Origin of the sequence: Sinorhizobium glycinis (assembly GCF_001651865.1) — a bacterium.
In the GTDB taxonomy this organism is placed as follows: domain Bacteria; phylum Pseudomonadota; class Alphaproteobacteria; order Rhizobiales; family Rhizobiaceae; genus Sinorhizobium; species Sinorhizobium glycinis.
On sequence record NZ_LPUX01000067.1, the window covers coordinates 201,153 to 221,766 of the forward strand.

General features: G+C 58.4%; 21 protein-coding genes and 4 pseudogenes. 11 read left to right on the forward strand and 14 right to left on the reverse strand.

Translation table 11 applies throughout. From position 1 onward, the window contains the following. Positions 1-26: 26 nt before the first annotated feature. Positions 27-2,327: pseudogene (locus AU381_RS25905) on the reverse strand (Tn3 family transposase); the annotation flags it as partial. 27 nt (positions 2,328-2,354) lie between these two features. On the opposite strand from AU381_RS25905, the gene AU381_RS25910 reads away from it, so the two are divergent. Then, a complete protein-coding gene (locus AU381_RS25910; RefSeq protein ID WP_244520154.1) occupies positions 2,355-2,690 on the forward strand; it encodes a recombinase family protein in 336 nt (111 codons plus the stop codon). Positions 2,691-3,072: 382 nt separating this feature from the next. On the opposite strand, the gene AU381_RS25915 is transcribed toward AU381_RS25910, so the two are convergent. Further along, positions 3,073-4,305: an SAM-dependent methyltransferase gene (locus AU381_RS25915; protein ID WP_064244457.1), complete on the reverse strand. Its 1,233-nt coding sequence runs from the start codon at positions 4,303-4,305 to the stop codon at positions 3,073-3,075. A gap of 298 nt (positions 4,306-4,603) precedes the next feature. Here AU381_RS25915 and AU381_RS29955 point away from each other — a divergent pair. Beyond that, positions 4,604-4,731 (forward strand): annotated as a pseudogene (locus AU381_RS29955) (IS256 family transposase); the annotation flags it as partial. A gap of 351 nt (positions 4,732-5,082) precedes the next feature. Here AU381_RS29955 and AU381_RS25925 read toward each other — a convergent pair. Further along, on the reverse strand, positions 5,083-6,147 hold the full coding sequence (locus AU381_RS25925; protein WP_064244459.1) for a sensor histidine kinase: 1,065 nt from the start codon (positions 6,145-6,147) through the stop codon (positions 5,083-5,085). A 106-nt stretch (positions 6,148-6,253) separates the two neighbouring features. Continuing rightward, positions 6,254-6,392: pseudogene (locus AU381_RS30940) on the reverse strand (IS5/IS1182 family transposase); the annotation flags it as partial. A 144-nt stretch (positions 6,393-6,536) separates the two neighbouring features. Here AU381_RS30940 and AU381_RS25930 point away from each other — a divergent pair. The 3 genes from AU381_RS25930 (at position 6,537) to AU381_RS25940 (ending at position 9,784) form a co-directional block, all read left to right on the forward strand. Next, on the forward strand, positions 6,537-7,070 hold the full coding sequence (locus AU381_RS25930; protein ID WP_064244460.1) for a group I truncated hemoglobin: 534 nt from the start codon (positions 6,537-6,539) through the stop codon (positions 7,068-7,070). A gap of 542 nt (positions 7,071-7,612) precedes the next feature. Next, complete coding sequence (locus AU381_RS25935) at positions 7,613-8,689, forward strand: AI-2E family transporter (protein ID WP_064244461.1); 1,077 nt, start codon at positions 7,613-7,615, stop codon at positions 8,687-8,689. Between the two features lie 720 nt (positions 8,690-9,409). Continuing rightward, positions 9,410-9,784, forward strand: coding sequence for a response regulator (locus AU381_RS25940; RefSeq protein WP_342028753.1), 375 nt, complete (start codon positions 9,410-9,412; stop codon positions 9,782-9,784). Positions 9,785-9,948: 164 nt separating this feature from the next. On the opposite strand, the gene AU381_RS30385 is transcribed toward AU381_RS25940, so the two are convergent. The 3 genes from AU381_RS30385 to AU381_RS25950 all read right to left on the reverse strand — a co-directional run bounded on the left by AU381_RS30385 (position 9,949) and on the right by AU381_RS25950 (position 10,982). Next, the gene (locus AU381_RS30385) at positions 9,949-10,098 is read right to left on the reverse strand and encodes a hypothetical protein (protein ID WP_037461818.1); all 150 of its coding nucleotides are present in this window, start codon (positions 10,096-10,098) and stop codon (positions 9,949-9,951) included. Positions 10,099-10,171: 73 nt separating this feature from the next. Next, entirely contained in the window at positions 10,172-10,528 is a 357-nt protein-coding gene (locus tag AU381_RS25945) for a hypothetical protein (protein ID WP_064244463.1), read from the reverse strand. Positions 10,529-10,586: 58 nt separating this feature from the next. Then, entirely contained in the window at positions 10,587-10,982 is a 396-nt protein-coding gene (locus AU381_RS25950; RefSeq protein WP_037402107.1) for a PRC-barrel domain-containing protein, read from the reverse strand. A 383-nt stretch (positions 10,983-11,365) separates the two neighbouring features. On the opposite strand from AU381_RS25950, the pseudogene AU381_RS30945 reads away from it, so the two are divergent. Then, a pseudogene (locus AU381_RS30945) lies at positions 11,366-11,783 on the forward strand (integrase core domain-containing protein); the annotation flags it as partial. A gap of 126 nt (positions 11,784-11,909) precedes the next feature. On the opposite strand, the gene AU381_RS25955 reads toward AU381_RS30945, so the two are convergent. After that, positions 11,910-12,116 carry a CsbD family protein gene (locus AU381_RS25955; protein WP_014762710.1) on the reverse strand — a complete coding sequence of 69 codons (207 nt, stop codon included), beginning with the start codon at positions 12,114-12,116 and terminating at the stop codon, positions 11,910-11,912. A 416-nt stretch (positions 12,117-12,532) separates the two neighbouring features. On the opposite strand from AU381_RS25955, the gene AU381_RS25960 reads away from it, so the two are divergent. The 4 genes from AU381_RS25960 to AU381_RS25975 all read left to right on the forward strand — a co-directional run bounded on the left by AU381_RS25960 (position 12,533) and on the right by AU381_RS25975 (position 15,890). Continuing rightward, positions 12,533-12,793 (forward strand): hypothetical protein, encoded by a 261-nt coding sequence (locus AU381_RS25960; RefSeq protein ID WP_064244464.1) that lies wholly within the window; start codon positions 12,533-12,535, stop codon positions 12,791-12,793. Between the two features lie 472 nt (positions 12,794-13,265). Continuing rightward, positions 13,266-14,231, forward strand: coding sequence for a magnesium and cobalt transport protein CorA (locus AU381_RS25965; RefSeq protein WP_064244465.1), 966 nt, complete (start codon positions 13,266-13,268; stop codon positions 14,229-14,231). A 287-nt stretch (positions 14,232-14,518) separates the two neighbouring features. Further along, positions 14,519-15,517, forward strand: coding sequence for a sensor histidine kinase (locus AU381_RS25970; RefSeq protein WP_064244466.1), 999 nt, complete (start codon positions 14,519-14,521; stop codon positions 15,515-15,517). Positions 15,518-15,533: 16 nt separating this feature from the next. Continuing rightward, the gene (locus tag AU381_RS25975) at positions 15,534-15,890 is read left to right on the forward strand and encodes a response regulator (RefSeq protein WP_064244467.1); all 357 of its coding nucleotides are present in this window, start codon (positions 15,534-15,536) and stop codon (positions 15,888-15,890) included. Positions 15,891-16,034: 144 nt separating this feature from the next. Here the strand turns inward: AU381_RS25975 and AU381_RS30390 are convergent, their stop codons facing one another. Continuing rightward, complete coding sequence (locus tag AU381_RS30390) at positions 16,035-16,199, reverse strand: hypothetical protein (RefSeq protein WP_164476211.1); 165 nt, start codon at positions 16,197-16,199, stop codon at positions 16,035-16,037. 497 nt (positions 16,200-16,696) lie between these two features. Here AU381_RS30390 and AU381_RS25980 point away from each other — a divergent pair, with 497 nt between their 5' ends. Beyond that, on the forward strand, positions 16,697-17,032 hold the full coding sequence (locus tag AU381_RS25980) for a hypothetical protein (RefSeq protein WP_064244468.1): 336 nt from the start codon (positions 16,697-16,699) through the stop codon (positions 17,030-17,032). 102 nt (positions 17,033-17,134) lie between these two features. Here the strand turns inward: AU381_RS25980 and AU381_RS25985 are convergent, their stop codons facing one another. The 5 genes from AU381_RS25985 to AU381_RS26005 all read right to left on the reverse strand — a co-directional run bounded on the left by AU381_RS25985 (position 17,135) and on the right by AU381_RS26005 (position 20,406). Next, a complete protein-coding gene (locus AU381_RS25985; RefSeq protein WP_064244469.1) occupies positions 17,135-17,551 on the reverse strand; it encodes a hypothetical protein in 417 nt (138 codons plus the stop codon). A 19-nt stretch (positions 17,552-17,570) separates the two neighbouring features. Continuing rightward, the gene (locus AU381_RS29225) at positions 17,571-18,161 is read right to left on the reverse strand and encodes a hypothetical protein (RefSeq protein WP_082910371.1); all 591 of its coding nucleotides are present in this window, start codon (positions 18,159-18,161) and stop codon (positions 17,571-17,573) included. A 405-nt stretch (positions 18,162-18,566) separates the two neighbouring features. Then, a complete protein-coding gene (locus tag AU381_RS25995; protein ID WP_064244470.1) occupies positions 18,567-19,268 on the reverse strand; it encodes a thermonuclease family protein in 702 nt (233 codons plus the stop codon). Beyond that, the gene (locus AU381_RS26000) at positions 19,265-19,801 is read right to left on the reverse strand and encodes a thermonuclease family protein (RefSeq protein WP_064244471.1); all 537 of its coding nucleotides are present in this window, start codon (positions 19,799-19,801) and stop codon (positions 19,265-19,267) included. Before AU381_RS26000 ends, AU381_RS25995 begins: the two co-directional genes overlap by 4 nt. Further along, positions 19,798-20,406, reverse strand: a complete 609-nt coding sequence (locus tag AU381_RS26005) for a hypothetical protein (RefSeq protein WP_064244472.1) — start codon at positions 20,404-20,406, stop codon at positions 19,798-19,800. Before AU381_RS26005 ends, AU381_RS26000 begins: the two co-directional genes overlap by 4 nt. Between the last annotated feature and the right edge of the window lie 208 nt (positions 20,407-20,614).

Sequence of the window (20,614 nt, forward strand, 5' to 3'; positions counted from 1 at the left end):
TAAGGTAGAACGAAGCCTGAACGCCGTCACGCTGCTCGCTGTTTTCCGGTCAGGTTGAGCGGTTTCCGACCGGTCGCACTTGCGGCACGATCCCAAAGGAAATCGCCGGAGAAAGCGATGTGCTCCCATCCGACCGGTGAGGTATGGGTCAAGAGATCGTCGGGGCCAATTTCGCCTTGTGCCCGCAGGTGCGCCACGGCGTCGGCCATATAGATCGAGTTCCAATAGACGATTGCCGCGATGACGAGGTTCAAGCCCGACGCCCGGTATTGCTGGGCCTCATGGCTGCGATCGATGACGCGCCCCTGACGGAAAGTATAGATGGCCTGCGCGAGGGCATGGCGCTGCTCGCCTTTGTTGAGCCCGGCGTGGCATCGGCGGCGCAGTGCCGGGTTCTCCAGCCAGTCGAGCATGAACAGGGTCCGCTCGACCTTGCCGATTTCCTGGAGGGCGATATCCACCTGGTTCTGGCGCTCATAGGCGGCGAGCTTCCGCAACATCACCGATGGCGCGACATGGCCGGCCTTCAGCGAGGCGACGAGCCGCACGACGTCATCCCAATGCTCGCCGATGACGTCGGCGCGGATGCGTTTTCCGAGAAGCGGCGCGATCGTCGGGTAGCTCGCAGGGTGGTCGATCGGGATCAGCCGCCGGTCCGGAAAGTCGCGTAGTCTCGGGCAAAAGCGGAAACCGAGCATGGCGCAGAGCGCAAACACATGATCGGTGGCGCCGCCAGTGTCGGTGTAATGCTCGACGATTGAGAGATTGCTCCCGTGGTGAAGCAGGCCATCGAGGACATAGGGCGCCTCGTGCGTCGCCGCCGAAATCACCTTGACGTGATAAGGGCCGTGCTGGTCCGAGACGTGGGTGTAGAAGCTGAAACCGGGATCAACGCCGTAGCGGGCGTTGATGTCGCCGCCCGAGGCGCCGCGCTTTCCGCCGCGGAAGAACTGCCCGTCCGAGCTTGACGTCGTACCATCGCCCCAACTCCGTGTGATCGGCAGGCGATGTTGAGCGTTGATGATGGTAGCGAGCGCTGCCCGATAGGTATCCTCGCGAACATAGGCATCCTGTGTCCAGATGAGTTGATCGCGCGTCACGCCCTGGCTGGCGGCGGCCATCCGGGAGAGCCCAAGATTGGTGGCATCGGCAAGAATGGCGGCGAGAAGAGCGCTCTCGTTGGGGCAGCGTTCGCCGGTGCGCAGGTTTGTGAGGGCCGCCATGAAGCCGGTTTCGCGAGCGACTTCGTGCAGAAGTTCGGTGATGCGAATGCGTGGCATCATCGCATCGAGCCGATCGGCGAGCGCTTCCGCTTCGGAGGGGACCGCCGTCTTGACCGGCGAGATCTGCAGCCGATCCTCGACAAAGCGCACGCCTTCGAGCTGCTCCCGTTTGAGGCGCTGCGCAAACTTCTTCAGCCGCCAGTCGAGCTCGCGGCCACGTTGTTGGAGCCATTCCTCGGCTGCCGTTGGCAGCCCGAGTTCGGCGACGATCGGCGCGGCGGCAGGCTCCGGCAGGAGATAGCTGTCGAAACGCCGATAGGCGGAAGATCGCTCGACCCAGACGTCGCCTGAACGCAGCTTGTTGCGCAGGTGAGCGAGCATCGCGGTCTCGTAGAGCCGGCGATTGATCCTGCCGTCCGGCCCGATCACGAGTTTGCGCCACTCCTTCTTGAAGGGCATTGGCGCATCGGGCGGCACATCCCGTTTGCCCGATCTGTTGAGATCGCGAAGCAAATGAATGCCGGCGATCGTCCGAGCGCTTCCTCGTCCGGCCTTGAAGTCGAGCGCTTCGATCAGCGCGGGGGCGAACTTTCTCAGTGTCGCATAGCGGTCCACCGCCACCATGAGCGGATCGACATCCGCGGTCTCAGCAAGTGCTACGACTTCGGGTCTTGCCTTGATCAAGTTCGCCCAGCCGACTGTCTCTTCGATCGCCTCGATCGGGTCGGAGTCGTTGTTGAGAGCGGTGGAAAGTGCGTCGATCGTCCCGTGAAACAAGCGCATCAGTCGGCCGACATCCTTGGCGGTGGCAGCGTAGCGCCGGCTTTGTTTGTTCTGGGCACGGTTCAAGGCATTGCCGATCAGCTTGTCGGCCAAGGCAATGGCGGCGTCCGTCAGACGCTCTTCCAGATCGATCAGGCAAGCAACCAGTGTCGCGCGCCGGCGTGATGTTGTGTAGCGTTCGAGTAGATAGGCAGGAGACGCGCGCCCCTCGCGCACGAACTGACGATATCGGTCGGGATGCACGGCGGCGGTCAGTTTCGCCGGAATCCCGATTTCCCTCACCATTCGCAGGCGATCGAGAATGTCGCGGACGTACTCGGACGGTCACTCGCGGAGCTGTTGGAAACGGTGAAGATGCTGCGGGAGCGGAAGATCGACCTTCTCAGCCTTGAGGAGAAGATCGACACCTCCTCGGCCGCCGGCGAGCTGATCTTTCACGTGTTCGGCGCCATCGCGCATTTTGAACGCAGATTGATCTCAGAGCGGACAAAGGATGGCATTGCCGCCGCACGAGCGAAGGGAAAGAGGCCCGGACGCCAGCCGCTCGACATGAAGAAGGTCGATGCGGCCATAAAGCTGATCGAGGCGAAAACGCCTCCGGCGGAGGCTGCCAAGCAACTTAGCCTTGGCCGCTCGACGGTCTATCGCGAAATGCGCCGGCTAGGCATCAGCCGCCCTGCCTAGCGCAACTTCGCTCCTATGAGAGGCTGTCGCAGTGCTTCAGAAACGAATCTCCGCCAGCATATAGCTGCTGGGTTAAACGTCCCCGAGACCGGTGCTCGCGTCAAAATTGGCAAAACGGCCCGATATACCGCCCTCAAAGCATCAGTACGCACACCGGCGGGCATCACTTTCGTTTCGTGACGCCCTCCAGCGCCTGCATTCGACTTTCGCCGTTCTTCGCCCCGTGGATCGCCTGAGCGCAGAGACGACCGGCTTGCGATCCTCCGTGACACGAGCGAGATCAGATGGGAGCCTGTCACACAAATCCGAGCCAGCAGTGATGGACACTTATCAGTGGGCACTAGCAGCGATTCAGGCCCGCGCACTTGCTAGTGGTGCCGCCTCATTCCGCGGCCCGTATCCGAGAGTTTGCCATCGTACTATGGGCCTGCTCCCAATAAACCATGTAATCGCGGGTGAAGGGGACGGAGTCTGCCCGCTTGGCAAGCTGCATCTGAAATACCATCATCGAGCGAAAGCGGAATCCGATCTCGCACAGAACGAGATAGAATTCCCACATGCGGCAGAACCGTTCGTCATAGAGTGCCGCAATGCGCTGACGATTAGCCATGAAACGCTGACGCCAGTGGCGGAGGGTCTCCGCGTAATGCCGACGCAGAATTTCGACGTCGGTGACAACAAGGCCCGCACGCTCTACGGACGCGAAGACCTCGGAAAGCGACGGAATATCCGCCCCGGGGAAAATGTACTTGCGAATGAACGGATTGATCGGACCAGGCGCGTCGGAATATCCGATCGAGTGCAACAGCGCGACGCCGTCCGTGGTCAGGAAATCGCCAAGCCTGGCAAAGAACTCGTCGTAATTCTTCTTGCCTACATGCTCGAACATGCCGACAGAAACCACCCGATCATATTGACCGAGTTCCTCACGATAATCACGCAGACAAAAGCGTACGCGATCAGCGAGGCCCGCAGCGGTAGCGCGCCCCTCTGATACCTTGTGCTGCTCGGCGCTCAAGGTGAGGCCGGTGACGTCGGCGCCCGTCTCCTCGGCCAGGTACAAACCAAGGCCACCCCAGCCAGAACCGATATCGAGAATCTTAAGGTCCGGCCGGTCGAGCAACAGCTTTGAGGCGATGTGGCGTTTTTTATGCTCCTGCGCCGCCTCGAGATCATCGTCCGCGCTCGTGAAGTAGGCGCAGGAATACTGGCGGTCCTTATCGAGGAAGAGATCGTAGAGCTGTCCGGACAGGTCATAATGATGGGCGACGTTGCGCCGTGCGCGCTTGATTGGATTGTGTTGCTTCAGCCGACGCATGATGCGGGACAACAGCGAGAACCAAGGCATCTGCTCGAAGTTGCGATAGTTTTTGGCAGCGATTTCGAGAAAGTCGAAAAGAGTTCCTTCCTCGATGGTCAGCAAGCCATCCATGTAGGCTTGCCCTATCGACAGTTCGGGGTTCAGGGCCAAAGTATAGTCAAGATGGCGAGCGCCGAGCCGAATTGTGCACTGAGGAGACGTGCCGTCTCCGTAATGGTGAACCTTGCCCGCTCCATCGATCAACCGGACATTGCCAGTCCGGACGATTGATTTCAGGATTGCAGGAAACAGCATGCAGCAAGTCCTCAGCTCTGTTCGTCGACCGACTGCCTCTGGCGCACCTTTGCAATGATCGAACGCCCTGGCGACGAGCAACAATGCGCCGAAAGATCCCGTTGACAGCGATAAAGCGTTGCGGACCATCGTGCGAAAGACTGCGATTTTCAACTCTCGCTGGTCCCTCGAACTATAATGACTGTAGCCATGGCTGTCGAGATTCCGGGAAAGCAGGTCATGGTCTGATCCTCCATTTCGGCAATCACGGCAGGGAAGAAGAATCTGGGGGATCACCATGACCGTTCTCCACCAAGCTCTTGTCGGCGCATTGCTGCATGAGCAGAACGATGAGTGGGCCGTTCAACGGTCCAGATACGTGACCTTGAGACCATCGCCGCGATGAGCGATGATCCGCAAATCAGCCTGCCTGCCGTGGCACGCTGACCCAATTTCCGGCTCTACCTGGAAAGCACGGCCTCAGCCGAATCTACAAACCCAATAGGCAGCCAGGGCAACGGCTGCGACAATGCCGATAAGCACAGCCTCGGCGGAAGCCGGATTATTCGCATCGCGCCGATCGCGGATGAGCAGCCGTTTCCGGCGCGACTGCCTCACGTTGCGCGTTTCCGAGCTTTCGCCACTCGGTTGACCCGACACTTTTCTGATCAGGCCCGCAACCTCGGAGCGCAATGCTGTGAGCTGCCGGTGGATGTCGTTTATCTTCGGGCATCGGTTTCACCTTGGCGGTAAGCGGAACCCGTCAACATGCAGAACGTTCCGATGGCTCAAAGAAGTTCACACCCCGCGCGGCAATTGCGACGTGAAGGTCGCTCGCGTGACCGACACGCTCGTGCCGGTGGAATTACTGACCACGTCCACTCGCGCGTCGAGCTGTGTCGCAAGAGCTTGGACAATCGCCGTCCCGAGCCCGCCACTTGTTTCGACTGCACCATCAGCTTGCTTTCCCACACCATTGTCGGAAACGATCAGCTGCCAATCCGGGCCCCTGATCTCATAGGTAACGAGGATCACGGCGTCCGGATTGGCGACAGGGAACGCGTATTTTATAGCATTGATCACGAGCTCGGTGACGATCAGGCCCAGGCCGACAGCCTTGTCGGACCCGATGCTTCCCTCGTCCGCTATCACCTTGATCGCAAGGGGCTGACTTTCGCCGATCATAGAAGAAGCCAGGCTGTCGCAAAGCTTAGTCAGGTAGGAAGCGACCTCGATCCGGTCGATGCCGGATACGTGGAGGTGCCTTTGCACCTCTGCGACCGACATTACGCGCTGGTGGGCATCCCGCAAGTCGCGGCGTGCTTCCTCGGAGGTGACAGCCCGCGCTTTCAACAGCAATATGCTGGCGATGATCTGGAGACTATTAGCAACGCGGTGCTGCATTTCCTGCAGCAGGATTTCCTTCTGATGGAGCAACTGTTCTGTCTGCTTGAGGAGCTCTTCCCGTTCCCACTCGATCTTGCGGCGTTCCGTGACATCAGTGAATGCCAGGAGGATCGTCGAGCGGCTCCCGTAAGTGACCTGTCGGGCGTTGAGCAGCATGATCCGGCGGCCGAGATCGGGAAAATCATGTGCAACCTCAAAGCCATCCATCGAGACATGTTTGGGGATGATCGTCTCCAGAAGAACGCGCAGGGCGGGAATGTCCCATTGGCCGTCACCGAGTGCGTAAAGCAGATGGCCTCTTGTATATTCGGGATCGGACTTGAACGTCTCATAAAAGGAACGGCTGGCAGCCAGCACACAAAACTGGTCGTCGAGCACAATAAAGGGCTCTGGAATGGTATTCACAATTGCCTGAGCCAACGTCTGCGCGTCTTCAATATTTTGAAAATCGATCATAGCTTAATAGATCCAATCCTGGCCGCAGATCACTTGTTCGCAATGAAGGCTCTATTTTCAACGTATATTATAATTCTCCTCGCCAAATGTCATTGACCTAGCTTGACTAGCGTTGCCAAATTCGGATTGATGCGAGCCTGATGAAAGCCAAATAGTTGGCTCGAGTTTGTCATATCGAGTCGCAACACGCCGACATCGCCTAATCTTGTTGAAGAACGTTCGATCAAGTTAGACGCGCGATGGATGCTGTCCGTATTTTACCCCTGTGCCCCAATCTAAATCCAGTGGAGTTTAAATTAGTCCGTTGGCGGACAAAGTGGTCAAGTTTGAATTGACGGTTTGTTCTAAACGGACCAGCATTATCCTCTCCCACTACCAAGGAGGTGACCATGACACAGGCTGTTTCGACTTCTATCACAAGACGAAGCGTGGTCGCAGGGCTGACGCTGACCGCCGCCTCCGTGGTTGTGTTGGCGGGGACGGATAACGCGCAGGCCAACCAAACCATGCCTGAGAAAAGTCTGTACGAGCGGCTGGGCGGCGTCTTCGCCATCGCGGCGGTGGTGGATCACTTCAGCGACGCCGTCGTGAAGAACCCCATCGTCGGCCAGGAGTCCAAGAACCCGCAGCTGCGGGAATGGCACACCAAGAACCTCGGCAGGCTGCCCGGCCTCAAGTTCATGCGGACACTGTGGGTCTGCGACGTTTCCGGTGGGCCCTTCCAGTTCACGGCCACCAAGCCCGGTACGACGCCGCTCGGCCTTGAGGAAGCCCACCGAGACCTCCGGATCTCCCCCGAAGAATTCGATGAGGTTGCGGCGGAACTCGGACGGACCCTGGATTTCTTTAAGGTCCCAAAACGCGAGAAGGACGAAGTCCTGGCAGCCTTCGCGGCCCACAAAGACGAGGTCACCGCCGGCTAGGTCGCGGCCGCCAAGCGCGGCTGAAGCACCCTGAGCATCCGAGTCTAACTATCCCGTCCAGCTAAGGCTGGCGAGATTGTTAGCTGCGATGCTGCGCCGCATGAGTACGCTGAATGCACATCGCCTCGTTCGCTGCAACCATTCGTCGGCTATCCGAGACAGGGCAGACCCTCGCAAGCATCCGCGGGGCACGTTGATATGTTCACGCCCTAGATCGCAACCGATTGACGGAACCTAGGTCAACCGATCGGGATTGGGCGGATGGTGTCGGGATGTCGACAGCGCGATACTGGCAGCGGGCTCGGCGGCCAGGGGCCGCCCATCCAAGGATGCGCGGCTCGTCGTAGAATGCGCCGAGAGGTACCGGCTTTCGTCAGTGAGACGATCCGCTGCGATAATGAGACGGAACAAGATGTCGAATGAAATGGACTGATACTCAATGATTCTGCGGCGGCTCAAACATCACGGCGATATGGCCACCCGAGCCGCTACTCGCGTTCGCCCGCTGTTAATTTAGCCGGAAGCAATAGGAAAGATTGGGCATGATACCTCTCGGTAAGCCAATCGAACAAATTCTCGGGGTCGGCGCCCTTCTTCTGCTGGCGTTCGGTTGCGCTCTCGTCCTTCAGCCTTTCCTCTCAGCCATCCTGTGGGCGGCGGTCATATGTTTCTCGACATGGCCGGTCTACCAGAGGTGCGAGCGGGCCGTCGGTGGCAATAAAAGCCTGGCGGCCGCCGTGATGACGATGCTGGTTGCCCTCGTTCTCGTCGCACCATTCGCCGTGATGGTGCCGACGTTGACAGACAGCGTAAGCAACCTGCTCACGGCGGTGAACCAGATTCTCGAGCAGGGCCCCCCGGCGCCACCGCGTTGGGTCGCAGGACTGCCGGTCATTGGCGAGAACCTGGCTGCTTATTGGGAGAGCTTGGCCCACAATGCCCCCGCGTTCATCATTGAGCTCAAGAAGCTGATCGGCCCCGCCACAAACTTAGCAGTAGCCAGCGGAGCGGTGCTCGGCGCCGGGCTGTTAGAACTCGGGCTGAGCGTATTCATCGCCTTTTTCTTCTTCCTTCACGGCCGGCGGATGGCCGCCTACGTGCGCGAAGTTGGCGAAAGGTTCGCCGGCCTCCGGTCCCGAAAACTGCTCACGGTCGTCGGCGCGACCGTCAAGGGCGTCATTTACGGTTTGATCGGCACGGCCCTCGCCCAGGCCGTCCTGGCCGGCATTGGTTTCTGGATCGCCGGTGTGCCTCAGGCGCTATTGCTTGGGTTCCTCACCTTCGTTCTGTCGTTTGTGCCGATAGGCCCCCCGCTTGTGTGGGGCTCGGTGGCGCTATGGCTTTTTGTCCAGGGAGCCGTTTGGTGGAGCTTCTTCGTCGCAGCATGGGGATTGCTCTTCGTCAGCAGCATCGACAACGTCATCAGACCCTATGTCCTTGGCAAGACCAACAACCTACCCGTGTTGCTCGGCCTCTTCGGCTTCCTTGGCGGCGTCGTCGCCTTTGGATTCATCGGAATTTTTCTGGGGCCAACGCTGCTGGCGGTCGCCTACAGCCTCTTCCTTGAGTGGACCACCGCCGAAGTCGAGGAACGCAGGCACCCCACTGAGGAAATCTGATATCTCTTGAATTCTTGAAATTTCGAGGGTTTAACCGACACCTATCTCTCCCGCGTCTAATACGCAGGATAAAATGGACCTGAATTAATGGCGGTGGCCCCGGAATGGGCGGCTCGTTGCAGTGCTGTTTTGTACAAGGGCGCGAGTGTGGCCCTTGTACCGCAGCTTGACAGTAACTTTACTCCCAAAATTTCTCCATGGGACAAGTAAAGTATCCTTGGTCGTGGTTTAATACCAGCGTCCTCGTCCGTAAAAGCCGCCGCCTAGCAGAATAACTATCAGAAGTATGATGAGAAGCGTGGTGATATCCATGTACGTCTCCTAGGAGTACCTAGCACGGTGCTTTTCTCGTGATTGCACTCCAACGTTCCATAACGTTTAGCGCTCGGTTTTGTTCCATTTTGAGCTGCGCATGATACCGCTGACGTGAGTTCGTTATCCTCGACACAACCAAGCTCACGAACGCACGTGATCGATCGACTCCTTGGCCCGGTGACGACGCCGACATAAAAGACACCAAAGGGGTCGGATGGACGCATGGACACGAAACGAGGTGGCGACTCCGCCGGCCGGCGCTTACAGCGACACGGTCGTAGTGACGGTCACCTATTGAACGTCCAAAGGAGACTCAGTTGCATTGGAACAGTTGCCCGTCGCCTGCGTTTCCCGCCCATTGCGATAGGCTTGCAACGGTCCAAGGCCATGGAACCGGTCAGGATTATGCTTGTGGAAGACGAAGGGCTGTTACTCTTCGAGTTTGAAGAAGCCCTGATCGAGGCAGGCTTCAATGTCGTCGCCTTCTCCAGCGGAACGAAGGCCGTGGAGTACCTCAGGAGCGCAGAAGGCGCGGCCAAGGGTGTGGTCACTGACATCAAACTCTCGGATAGGGCCTTCGATGGTTGGGAGGTGGCGCGCATTGCCCGGGAAGTCGACCCGGAGGGAGCTGTCGTATACGTCAGTGGGCACGGCGCGGTTGACTGGCCGTCGCAGGGCGTTCCAAACAGCATCGTGCTTGAGAAGCCGTTCGCCATAGCGCAGTTGATCACCGCGATCTCGCAACTCCTCAACGGTCGTTTAGCCGACGCCTCTACGTGAAGCGGTGGTGCGTCTATTGAGTTGCCGTCGATGATTGACGAAGGAAATCTTCGATCGCATCGGCCGAAACCGGGACGCCCAACAAATGTCCCTGAAGCTGACCTGATGTGGTGGACGGGCTCCGCTCCCGGTCGATCCCGGAGCTTGACAGATCCGCTCAGCACTCAGTTTTCCTGGACCGACACGCCATTCTGGTCGAGTCGGAGTTCAACGCCGGCCGGCTTCGTTTCCTCGCGATAGAGGTAGACGCCCAGGACTATGACGGCGACAACCAGGCCGCCAATGATCAGGTACAAGGTATTGTTTTGCTGCATGAGGAGAGCAATCTTGCCTTCTTGTAAGTGGAAGAAACTGGGACTATCCGGCCCTAGTTTTGAACAGTGTGAATCAATACCAACGGCGGCGCGTATCCGCCAAAGTCAGCCCGACAGCCACGCCCAGCAGAAAACCGACAATGCCGACCCCACCAAGCACAGTCGCTGTGGTGCCCGGGTTCTTTCGCGCGACCTCTGATACCGCTTGGACCTGTGCGCCTAGTTGCTTCGTTGCGCGCGCGGCCGTTTTCGACGCATCGTCGTAAAGATCAGATGCCCCCTCGCGCGCTTGATGCAAAACGCCGACAGTTCGTTGCGCAAGCATCTTGTTGATCTTTGTCACTTCATTGCGAAGCGTCGCGATCTGCTTTTCTAGTCCCTCCTGCGCATCGCCGATACCCGGTGCGGCAGGCTTAAGAGTCTCGGCCATTCAACGTGTCCTTATAATGGAGAATGACGGAACGACGAAGCGCGGCCGTCGTTCGGGATTAGCGTTTCCAGCGGCCTTCGTATTTGAACTCGGGGGCCGCCTTGAGCTGATCCTTGGTCGCGTCCATCACAGCCGTCCATTTCTTGTCGTTTTCGACGTAGGTGATTTTGACGGCCTTCGGGCTGACAATGACGTAGCGCTCGCCCATCCCGAGGACCCCTCCGACCGACACGATATATCCGGCCAGCTGACCTTCCGAGAGGATCAGATCCTTGATCTCGCCGATCGTTTCGTCGGCATTGTTTGTGACGTTGAGATTGACGAGATTGTAGCTCAGCACGTCGGTCGGCTTGGCGGTGATGAAGGTTTCGGTGGTTGTGGTTTCCGCCGTCTGCGCGGCAGCCGCTCCAACAATCATCGTAGTCGCTGCAAGAGCAATCAGAATACGTCGCATGGTCCCACCCCTTGGAGGATGTTCAGGAACCCGGAAACGCCATGAAGTGATCGAAAGTTCCAACGACCTCAGTGAATTGGGCGGTGTGGACGGATTCTGACCAAAATGAAGCCTGCTGTGAGTGCGACAATGGACGCGAAAATTCGCTTCGTCTTCTCGCATCGTAGGGCGACGCGTTTGAAGCGTTTGAGCTCGCCGACAGCTTGTTCGAGGCGGGCGCGTCCTCTGTAAAGGGCCTTGGAGAAGAAGCCCGGCTTTTGTTTCTTATTGGCCTTGTGCGGAACGACGGGGATGATGCCGCGGTTCGTGCCGTCTGCCGGTTGTCCTTGTCGCCGGCGCGGCAATGAGGCTCGAAACACCTCCAGCGCCGCCGCCCAATCCTTTCGGAAATCTTTCCCGACGAAACGCGGCGCTCTGCCTCCGGTTTCTCTTCAATGCCTTGCGCTTCTTCACGGCCCATGGCGTCGAGGTCCATCGCGTAATGACGACAATGGCACAAGCTTCCGCTCCCATCGCTGCGCCAAGGCGCTGTGGCGGATCGCCATCAGGCACATCCGCACCAGGCCCTGTACGCCCAAGACCAATGGCGAGGCCTAACGTGTCGTCCAGACCGCTCTGCGCGAATGGGCCTATGCCAAGGCCCACAAAACACCGGAGCAGCGGGGCGCCGACCTACCGATCTGGCTCCACCGCTACAATTGGCATCGCCCCCACGGCAGCTTAAAATCCAAGCGGATCAGCAGACTCGGCCTCACCGACGACGGCTCCACATTTAGGCAGGTTTTTCTGTACACCAAGTAGTTCGGCAAGACCCACTAATGGCGAGCAACATCAGTGTGCGCTGATGGAACGGTCGAACAGCCCAAACCGAGCCGAATAAGAAACCCCGCCGACGGCGGGGTTTTGATTATGCCAGAGCGGGACGACTTACCAGTCGTCCTGTTTGCTGTACCAGTCGTCAATCTCCCTCTTCGCGCGGTCCTTCTCAAGACCATAGCGTTCTTGGATTTTGCCTTCGAGCTGGTCGCGTTTACCGGCGATCTGGTCGAGATCGTCGTCAGTGAGCTTACCCCACTGCTCCTTGATCTTACCTTTGAATTGCTTCCAATTGCCTTCGACCCGATTCCAATCCATATGCGTTTTCTCCTGAGTTTGCGCCTGTACAACAAACTCACAACGGTCGAATTAGTTCGAGCCGTCGCAGTGATATGTCAGAACGGCGGCTTGGCGGACTCCAACTCACGCCGATAAACGGAATCTTACGCGCCCGCTGATGAGCGCCTTCATCCGCATTGAAAGGCTCTGGGCGCAATCCTCATGGAAAGTGACATTCGAATATTCCTATTGTGCCTTCCGCGCCTTGATGACTGACCACCCCAACACGTCAGTCATCGAGGCGCGGAAGCCAACGGCTGCGACTGGCGTAGCATTCACTCTTTCACACCGACAGGAAGCGGATCTCTGTACGCGGATCTTTGTATGAATTGTCGGCACCTGGAACAACGGAGGTTACTTAGCGTTTGCTCATTTGGGGGGTTAGGGAGGTTGCCATGATCCTGGTCACACATGATCCAAGCCGGCAGAATTGCCAAGGCTCCGATTCGGCGTCCCTCATTGCATCTGTCCGTTGCGCGATCGCATCGGAAGTGCCATTCGACGTGACGAATTTATCGTACCGTGTTTTGGGCGACAGCATTGTAATCGAAGGCAATGTGGTTAAGCGTAGCGACGCCGAGCTTATCCACCGAATTGCCGAGGATATTGCCGGTCAGGGGCGTGTAATTATGAGGGTCGGCGGCATAAACCACTAGGCCGCGGTCCAGGTCGGCTTCGGACTCCCATAATTCCATCAAGTTGATACGTGAAGGATCTGATGGATAGGCCCAGGCAACCCGAAATGCGCGAGCGCGCCTGATCAAATCCGCATGTGCGTCAACGAGGGCCTTCCGCCGAGCGGCCGGAATATACGCATAATCCTGCTTTGTTCGCCCTTAGCGTTGCTTGGCGTACTTTCAACGCGATGTCCTCAGTTTACCACAGATTTTCTGGTAGGCGGTAGGCGATGAACAATACCACGCGAAATCAATAACTTATTTCCATACTTGTTATTACGTGATTTGTTATAACATAACAGATAATATATTAGAGTGCTGCGTCGGAATTTCCCGGCTGCTCCCGCCATCCTCTCTGAGAGCTCGCGTTGACTTGCGCGCGGCTGCGTCACGTCGGAGACTTGCCTGTCGCCTGTCTACCCGTGTCCGGTTGCTGGAAAGAAGAAATCTCATGCCTGTAGTCGCCTCGTTCATATACCGAGACGGAAAGCGCGCCGAAGAACTGCCGCTCTCCCCCATGCCGATTTCCTTCAATGAAAATGAATTCGCATGGATCGGCTTGCATGCGCCGACAGCCGAGGAGATGGCTGCGCTTCAGGAGGCGTTCGGACTGCATCAGCTTGCCGTCGAGGATGCGCTCAATTCGCAGCAGATAGCAAAGGTGGACATATACGGCGAACAGCTGTTCGTGGTCGCAAAGACCGCGCACCTCGAAGGCGACAAGATCCTCTACGGCGAGACGTCGCTGTTTGTCGGGCGGCACCATATCATCTCTGTCCGGCAGGGCTCTGCACGTGCGCATACCGAGCTTCGCTCACAACTGGAGGCCTCTCCCCAATTGTTGCAGAAGGGGCCGGACTACGTGCTGCATGCGATCATCGATTTCATCGTCGATGGCTATCTCCCGGTCGTTCAGACGATCGAGGACAAGGTGCTGGCGATGGAAAAGCACATGCTAGTGGCATTTCTCGGGCGGGAGGAGATCCGCCGAATTTTCCGTCTGCGCCGACAGGTCATCCTGTTCCAACGGATTCTTGGTCCGATGTCGGAGGTCGTCGGCAAGCTGGTTCATCTGGAATTGCCGTGCATTGATGAGCACGCAAGACCTTATTTCCGCGATGTGCATGACCACGTCAGGCGCGTGGACGCCCTGGTCAGCGGTCTGCGTGAGGTCATCACCTCGGTTTTTGAGGCCAGCAACCTGCTGGAGCAGCAGCGGCAGGGGACAATCACGAGACAATTGGCAGCGTGGGCTGCCATCCTCGCGGTTCCGACGGCAATCGCAGGAATCTACGGGATGAACTTCCGAAACATGCCCGAATTGGACACGCGGTACGGCTATTTCGCGGTGCTTGGAACGATCGCTGCGCTTTGTTCTTTCCTCTTCTACCGGTTCAAAAAAGCTGGCTGGATCTGACCCTCGTTTTTGCATGCGCACCTTTCGTTGGTGCGGCGGAGCGTCGTGAGCGCGCCTCGCCCGGAGGAATTGCCCGCCGTCACACACCGTCCGTCGGCTTCAATGCCGCTGATTTGTCGGGCACTGCCAGACGAATTCTTGAGATCGGAGTTCCTGGCCACTGTAGACCGGGGCCCCTAGCCGTCGCCCAGGAGTATCAGCCGGGAGCCTTTCATCCGAAGAGCCCTTTGCATGAGCATTACGGCATAGAGTATTATCCTGAAAAAGTTGATCGTGCGGGAATAGCGATGAACCTGGAAGATCTCTATCGCCTGTTGCGGAACGGCCATGTCGAGGCGCAAGGCATAATCGACACGGTCCCCGATCCTTTGCTTGTCCTTGACCAGAACCTGTGCGTCCGGACCGCCAGCCGGGCCTTCTTCACGTTCTTCAAAGTCGACCGCGACGAGACAATCGGGCAGCACATCTATGATCTCGGCGACCGGCAATGGGACATCCCTGAGCTGCGTCGCCTGCTGGAAGAGGTGATCCCGAAGAGCACGGCGGTTGTTGACTATGAGGTAGAGCACGACTTTCCGAGCATCGGTCGGCGGACGATGCTCGTCAGTGCGCGCCGGCTGTTCCATCCCGACAACAACAGCCGCACCTTGCTGCTCTCGATCGTGGACGCGACTGAGCGACGCCAGCATGAGGCCGAGAAGGATGTGCTTCTAGGAGAACTGCGGCATCGCATGAAGAACCTGCTCGGCTTGGTCCAGGCAATAGCCCGCCAGACGACAGCGGCGGGCCGCTCCGGCGAGGAATATCGGGACGCTTTCCTCGGCCGGTTCAATGCGCTCGTGCAGGCCCACGAAGCGGCTTACGCGCAAGAGGGCGAGGCTGACCTTCAGGAGGTGCTTGAACGAACGCTTGAACCCTATTCAGCAGGTCCGACCGGGGTTCTCGTCGAATCGGGGCCGGCCGTCCCACTCGCATCGAAACAGATCATGACGCTGAGCCTGATCCTGCACGAACTCGCGACCAATGCGATTAAGTATGGCGCGTTGTCGATACCCGAGGGCCAGGTCCGCGTCCGCTGGGCGGTCGCGGAAGCGAGCGCGCCACATCTACGTCTGGTCTGGCAAGAGAGTGGCGGCCCCGCGGTTGCGCCGCCGGCCTCTTCCGGGTTCGGCACGCAGCTCATCGAGTTCGCGGTCAGCCGCGAATTGGGCGGACGGGTGGAACTGAACTATCAACCAGCGGGTTTGGTTGTCGAGATCGTTGCCCCGTTAGGATCGGTCTCATGACATCGAGACTGGTCTCATGCGCAAGACCGTACTTATCGTGGAGGACGAGTTCCTGATCGCGATGGATCTCAAGCTGCTGCTTGAGCGGAGCGGCTGGTATGTGCTCGGACCCGCGGCGACGGTGGAGGAAGCGCTCGAACTGCTGGACGATGAATTGCCTGCCGTAGCACTTCTCGATGTCACCTTGAGGGACGGCTCGGTAACACGGCTGGCGGAGGCGCTGTGCGAGCGGAACGTACCCTTTGTCGTGGCAAGCGCTTATAGCAGACCTGAGCTTATCGGGGGAGAGATCCTGGCCGGCGCACCTACTGTCGGCAAGCCGACCGAGGAGCGGCTCTTGATCGCAGTTCTGGAGAAGGCGGTCCGATCCTGACTTGCATGTCCACTCGGATGTTTCCTCAACCTCAAATCTTCCTTTCGGCAGCTTTGGTCCGGCAGGAGACCTTCGGTCTGAACGACTCTTCGCGCGAATGAGCGGTCCGGCTCCCCTCACCTTTCCGCCGCGCCCGTCACCCGCTTATCGAGGCGGCTCAACGCTGATCAGCGCGTCGAATGCGGCCTCTTCCTGCTGGTGCAGAGCGACAGCACGCTCCAGCTCGGCCGCGATCAGCTGACGCTCGCCGGCGTCGATGGATGCCGCCAACTCGGCCCGCAGTTCCTCAATGTGCTCGTAAGTGGTCATCGTCAGCTCCTCTGATTGAAAACAGAGGCAGCCCCCCGAGGTGATGGGCTTGGGTCAATGAGCGCGTTAAGCGGCCTGGAGGGCAGATGGGGGAGCCGATTTTGTCGTTTACGGCAAAATTGGGGGAACCGTCTGTCATTGAGGCAAGCCCATCAGCTCGGTACCGTCGACCTATGTTGAGAGAGAGAAACTCCCTCTCCGTATCGCACCGAATTAACGGCCGAAGGCCGCGTAGATTCAACTCACTGAGAGGGGAAGAAAGAGCTCTGCCCTCTCTCCCCCACAAGCACTAAACCGGTCTCCCCATGCTTCTGCCGATGGCCTGCAGCACCGATCGGCCGCGCCGACGCGGCCCTGCGGGTGGGTGATCCCCCTCCGGTTTAGCGCTTGTCCCCCTCTCTTCCGCTGTTCCGCACGAGCTCGGGAGCAGGAGCGGGCTCCTGCCCTCCCTTCGATTTGGGAGGTCCGTTAGCGCGGAGCCTGGGATTGAGGGTGCGATGACAGAGGATTTTGGAATGGAAGCCGCGGTGTCGTTGGATGCGATGATAGAGCGGCATATAGCGGCGCTATTGGCGACTTCTGAGGCGGTGCGCGAATGGGATGAACGCCGGGCGGCCGGCGACGTGACCAACGTGGCCTACGCAAATGCTCTTCTCGAGGTGACGAAAGAGGAAGAGGCGGCCAGGCTTAGGATCGTGCAGCACCAGCCGTGCGACGATCGGGAATCGGGGCTGAAACTGGCCTACATTGCAGCGTATCTGTTCGCGACGGGAGGTTCGCTTAAGCAGGACGAAATGGAGGCTGTAATGCGCACGGCCGAACCCTTCGCCTAGAGGAAACAGGCTGCGGTCTTCGCCCTATGGATCAGCGTTGAAGGCGTAAGTTCTCGATTGTACGATCGAGAGTAAAAAAGCCGCCCTGAAGGAGGCTTTTTTTCAGTTGATCGTGGCAATCCACTCGCCGGATGCTGACTTAGCGAAGCCGACGATTCGATCGATGGGCTTCGCGTCAGGTCCCATCTTGACCGAAGTCATGCAGGCGACGCCTGGCCCTGCCCCGGCCTTGTCACATTGGCCGAGCGCTAGGGAGATTTCCGGCAGATTATTTCCATCCCAAACAAGGGGAGACGCCGCATGAGCCTTGCGGTAGGCCGATTGTGCTTCCGCTTCGGTGGGCGCTTCAACGGTCGGAACCGGGCAAAGAGATGGATCAGCGGAGATAGCCGCAACCAATTCGGCTTTCGAGATGGCCTGAGCTTCGACTTTCGGCTCGGATGTCGCAATGTATGTGCCGCCGGCGCCAGCCGCTAAGCCGAGGGTGGCTGCGATCGCGATTATGGCATTCTGGTGCATTGAATGTTTCCTCTGATGCCTAGGTCCTGAGATTGAACCAGAAGCGCTCTTTCACGCCTTTGTCATTCGGGATGTCGAAATACCAGTCGTTAGCGCGGCGCGGGCGTGGTGTTGAGATTTGCACCTTGCAGCTACTGTTGTTGCGAGCCACCAGCGCAGAGCTGTTGCTGTTGTAAGAGTAGCTGATGGTAATGCCAGCTCGTCGATTTGCTTCCTCATCTCCATAAAGGGATTGGAACTGCGCTCGGTTCTCGCACCGATCCACTGTTTTCACGCAGCGGTTCGGCTCACGGTTTCGGTTCCAGTCATCATGATTGCCGCTCTCGGTGTAACCGACTTTGGTTCCTGCCGGGCATTCCTCATATTCTTCCCGACCTGGCTCGCCCGCTTTCGCCTCATGGCAAATGGGCCAATCGAATCCAGGCCGCGACATTGCGGCTATCAGCTTCTTCATAGGTGCAACGCAATAGGGAACGCCCTGCCAGGACGGGCTTTGAGAAGCAGCGCAAAGGAGAACCTGGCAGCCCCAAGAAGCATCTTGTGCTTTTGCTCCCGTGGGGGCGAAGGCAAGCGCAGCAAAACCGGCTGCGGCATAAAGCAGGTGTTTCATGTCAGTTGGCCCTCATGATGGTTGCGGCTGGAGATCCCCGGTCGACGAATAGCTTGTCGATCGGAGTTGCGTGTTGCACTCGGCCGCCCGCCGCGTAGATGACGGCGGCCACGAGCGCGAAGGCTGAGAACCACAGGATCCCGATCCGAAAAGGAACGGCTGGTTGGGAATGTCCCGGCAAAGCGGTGGAAAGGCGAAGAGACCAACGAGAAAGCTGTCCAGTGCCAGATGACGTTGATCGAGGAAGAGGATCGAATCGATCAAGAGCACCAGGGCCAACGGACCGTGCACCCACCAGAATCTTTCCGAAACGACGATGAGCGCAAACGATAAGGGAATGGCGAGCATTAAGCTCGCCAGCGGATCGATTGCGAATGAGCTCGCAATATGTGCGAAGTCGGGCAACTATCGGTCTGTCCTCTTGGGCTTTTTCCGCGCGTCGATGAAGGGAGGCGATATTTCGCTTTCCCGCTCGACAAGCAGGTTGAAATCAGCGATCGGCTGGCGGCCTAGTGTCTTGTCCACCGCCTTTCGACGCCACTCGTTCATGTCCAGGACGTAAGTGGCCCACATGCCATAGCGGGCCGCCATCGCGTGCTGCTGATAGGCCAGGTATTGGCTGTTATACGAATAGGGCGACGCGACTCGCGCCCATCCGACACGAAGCATCTCCAGCGCAATATCGCGCCCGCCTGACGTGCAGCGGGCCTGCGGAATACCGTCATTGCCATAGGCTACGACGGTACATTCGACGGGTTTGTTGCCTATCGCCCTCTTGAGCCAAGCCTTTGCAAGTGGGCCGCACGGAACAGGTGAAGGCGCTTTTTGCCGCTCGCGATCCACCCACTTGGGATCAATGGCCCACTGCGGGAGCTCGCACGCGTCAATGTCGACGAGGCGAACGCGCTGTGCATACTGGGGATACCACAGGGTCCGTCCGTCCATCACAGCGACCCGGCCTTTGTAGATCGGGTTTTGGTAGATCGGAGCTTCGGTCAATCTCTGCTGTGGCCGAGCCGCCACGGCGGGAGTCTTGATCAGATCCGCGGCTGTTGCCACGTCGGCGATCGTAGCAAGAGCGACGGCTGCAAGTAGGTATCGCTTCATTGTTCCGCCTTCCTGGTTCGCGCATTCACCTCGCGGCTCAACAGAATGGCCGGATGCTGAACGTCTTCGAAGTGCCAGAGGCCAGCTCGCTTATCGCGTGCAAGTTTCTCAGCCACGGCATAGGGAACGTGATAGGGCATGCCCTCACCGTTGAGGGCCGCGAAGGCGTATCCGCTCGTGATCAGGACATTCGCCAGATCGAGCCGCTCTTTCCCCACTGTGGCGTAGCAGACGACGTAAGCGATACCGTCTTTCTTTACCACCGGGGCGCAAACGGGTTTGGTGTCTTTGATATAGGCCGCCAGCACGGCAAGGGACGCCTCGCCGCAATCGCGCTTCTGCCCGTGCTTGTCCGTATAGGCAGTGCCGCGCAAACAGGACTGCACGCCATACAGGCGGAAGCGCTCGCCGTTGGAAACCCACGTATCGCCAGTTTCCAGGGTGACGCCGGGGAGAAGATCGAAATAGCCTGACGGCGCCGCGGATACGGATGTTGGCAAGAGAGCCAAGAGAAGGGAAAGAGCCTTTCTCATTGACCCTTCACCCTCGGATCGGCCCACATCCCGAATGAGCCCTTCTGACCGATCTCCTCGGCCTTGGCGAGGTCCGGACGAACGAGGGTACCATCTGGCTTCTTCGCGAGGCGGAGCGCGCCAAGCGACAAAAGCTGCTCCTCGAACATATCGACGGAGTCAAGGCTACCGGGGAAATTATAGTAACCGTAGCAGGTGGCGTTCTGGACCGGCGAACCTTGCTCGCTCACGAAGGCACGGCAAAACACGACCTTCGGGTTTTGCAACAGGATCTGAAGCTGCTGCTGCGCATAATCGGCGCAGCTCCCGGCGAAGTCTTCACTGCGATTGACCATTTCGCCCTTGCATGGCTCCAGGCCAAAAAGGTGCAGTGTTGTCTTGTCATCCACGCGAAAGTCGGTCGGTGAAACGGCCTTAAATCCGGCCGTTGTTGCATAGCCCTTCCGATCGGCGACCTTCCCGCTTCCGTCGTAATATTCGAGCACGAGAACCGTCTTACCCGGCGCTGCGAGCGATTTGATGTAATCCTTGTTGATGTCCGAGAGGGACAAAGCAGGTGTTGCGATAGCGCAACTTGCGAGTGCGGCGATGATGGTCCGTTTCATTTTCTAGCCCTTACCCATATTGCTTCAGATCGGTTCCCTGCAATAGGGGGTTTAAGTCTGCCTCGAAAAGTTGTATCGCTGAACCAAATCGATGCGACACCTTCACCAGCTTAATTGGTTTTCGTTTCGATCACAACACCGCAAGTCAGGCGCGGGGCGATGGAAAAAAGGGCTAGATTTTCAGGCGTTTTGGGCTGGGCCGCTTTGA

Coding starts and splice junctions, on each gene's coding strand:
- AU381_RS25915 (WP_064244457.1), bottom strand. CDS start 4,305: ATGCTGTTTCCTGCAATCCTGAAATCAATCGTCCGGACTGGCAATGTC.
- AU381_RS25925 (WP_064244459.1), bottom strand. CDS start 6,147: ATGATCGATTTTCAAAATATTGAAGACGCGCAGACGTTGGCTCAGGCA.
- AU381_RS25930 (WP_064244460.1), top strand. CDS start 6,537: ATGACACAGGCTGTTTCGACTTCTATCACAAGACGAAGCGTGGTCGCA.
- AU381_RS25935 (WP_064244461.1), top strand. CDS start 7,613: ATGATACCTCTCGGTAAGCCAATCGAACAAATTCTCGGGGTCGGCGCC.
- AU381_RS25940 (WP_342028753.1), top strand. CDS start 9,410: ATGCTTGTGGAAGACGAAGGGCTGTTACTCTTCGAGTTTGAAGAAGCC.
- AU381_RS30385 (WP_037461818.1), bottom strand. CDS start 10,098: ATGCAGCAAAACAATACCTTGTACCTGATCATTGGCGGCCTGGTTGTC.
- AU381_RS25945 (WP_064244463.1), bottom strand. CDS start 10,528: ATGGCCGAGACTCTTAAGCCTGCCGCACCGGGTATCGGCGATGCGCAG.
- AU381_RS25950 (WP_037402107.1), bottom strand. CDS start 10,982: ATGCGACGTATTCTGATTGCTCTTGCAGCGACTACGATGATTGTTGGA.
- AU381_RS25955 (WP_014762710.1), bottom strand. CDS start 12,116: ATGGATTGGAATCGGGTCGAAGGCAATTGGAAGCAATTCAAAGGTAAG.
- AU381_RS25960 (WP_064244464.1), top strand. CDS start 12,533: ATGATCCTGGTCACACATGATCCAAGCCGGCAGAATTGCCAAGGCTCC.
- AU381_RS25965 (WP_064244465.1), top strand. CDS start 13,266: ATGCCTGTAGTCGCCTCGTTCATATACCGAGACGGAAAGCGCGCCGAA.
- AU381_RS25970 (WP_064244466.1), top strand. CDS start 14,519: ATGAACCTGGAAGATCTCTATCGCCTGTTGCGGAACGGCCATGTCGAG.
- AU381_RS25975 (WP_064244467.1), top strand. CDS start 15,534: ATGCGCAAGACCGTACTTATCGTGGAGGACGAGTTCCTGATCGCGATG.
- AU381_RS30390 (WP_164476211.1), bottom strand. CDS start 16,199: ATGACCACTTACGAGCACATTGAGGAACTGCGGGCCGAGTTGGCGGCA.
- AU381_RS25980 (WP_064244468.1), top strand. CDS start 16,697: ATGACAGAGGATTTTGGAATGGAAGCCGCGGTGTCGTTGGATGCGATG.
- AU381_RS25985 (WP_064244469.1), bottom strand. CDS start 17,551: ATGCACCAGAATGCCATAATCGCGATCGCAGCCACCCTCGGCTTAGCG.
- AU381_RS29225 (WP_082910371.1), bottom strand. CDS start 18,161: ATGAAACACCTGCTTTATGCCGCAGCCGGTTTTGCTGCGCTTGCCTTC.
- AU381_RS25995 (WP_064244470.1), bottom strand. CDS start 19,268: ATGAAGCGATACCTACTTGCAGCCGTCGCTCTTGCTACGATCGCCGAC.
- AU381_RS26000 (WP_064244471.1), bottom strand. CDS start 19,801: ATGAGAAAGGCTCTTTCCCTTCTCTTGGCTCTCTTGCCAACATCCGTA.
- AU381_RS26005 (WP_064244472.1), bottom strand. CDS start 20,406: ATGAAACGGACCATCATCGCCGCACTCGCAAGTTGCGCTATCGCAACA.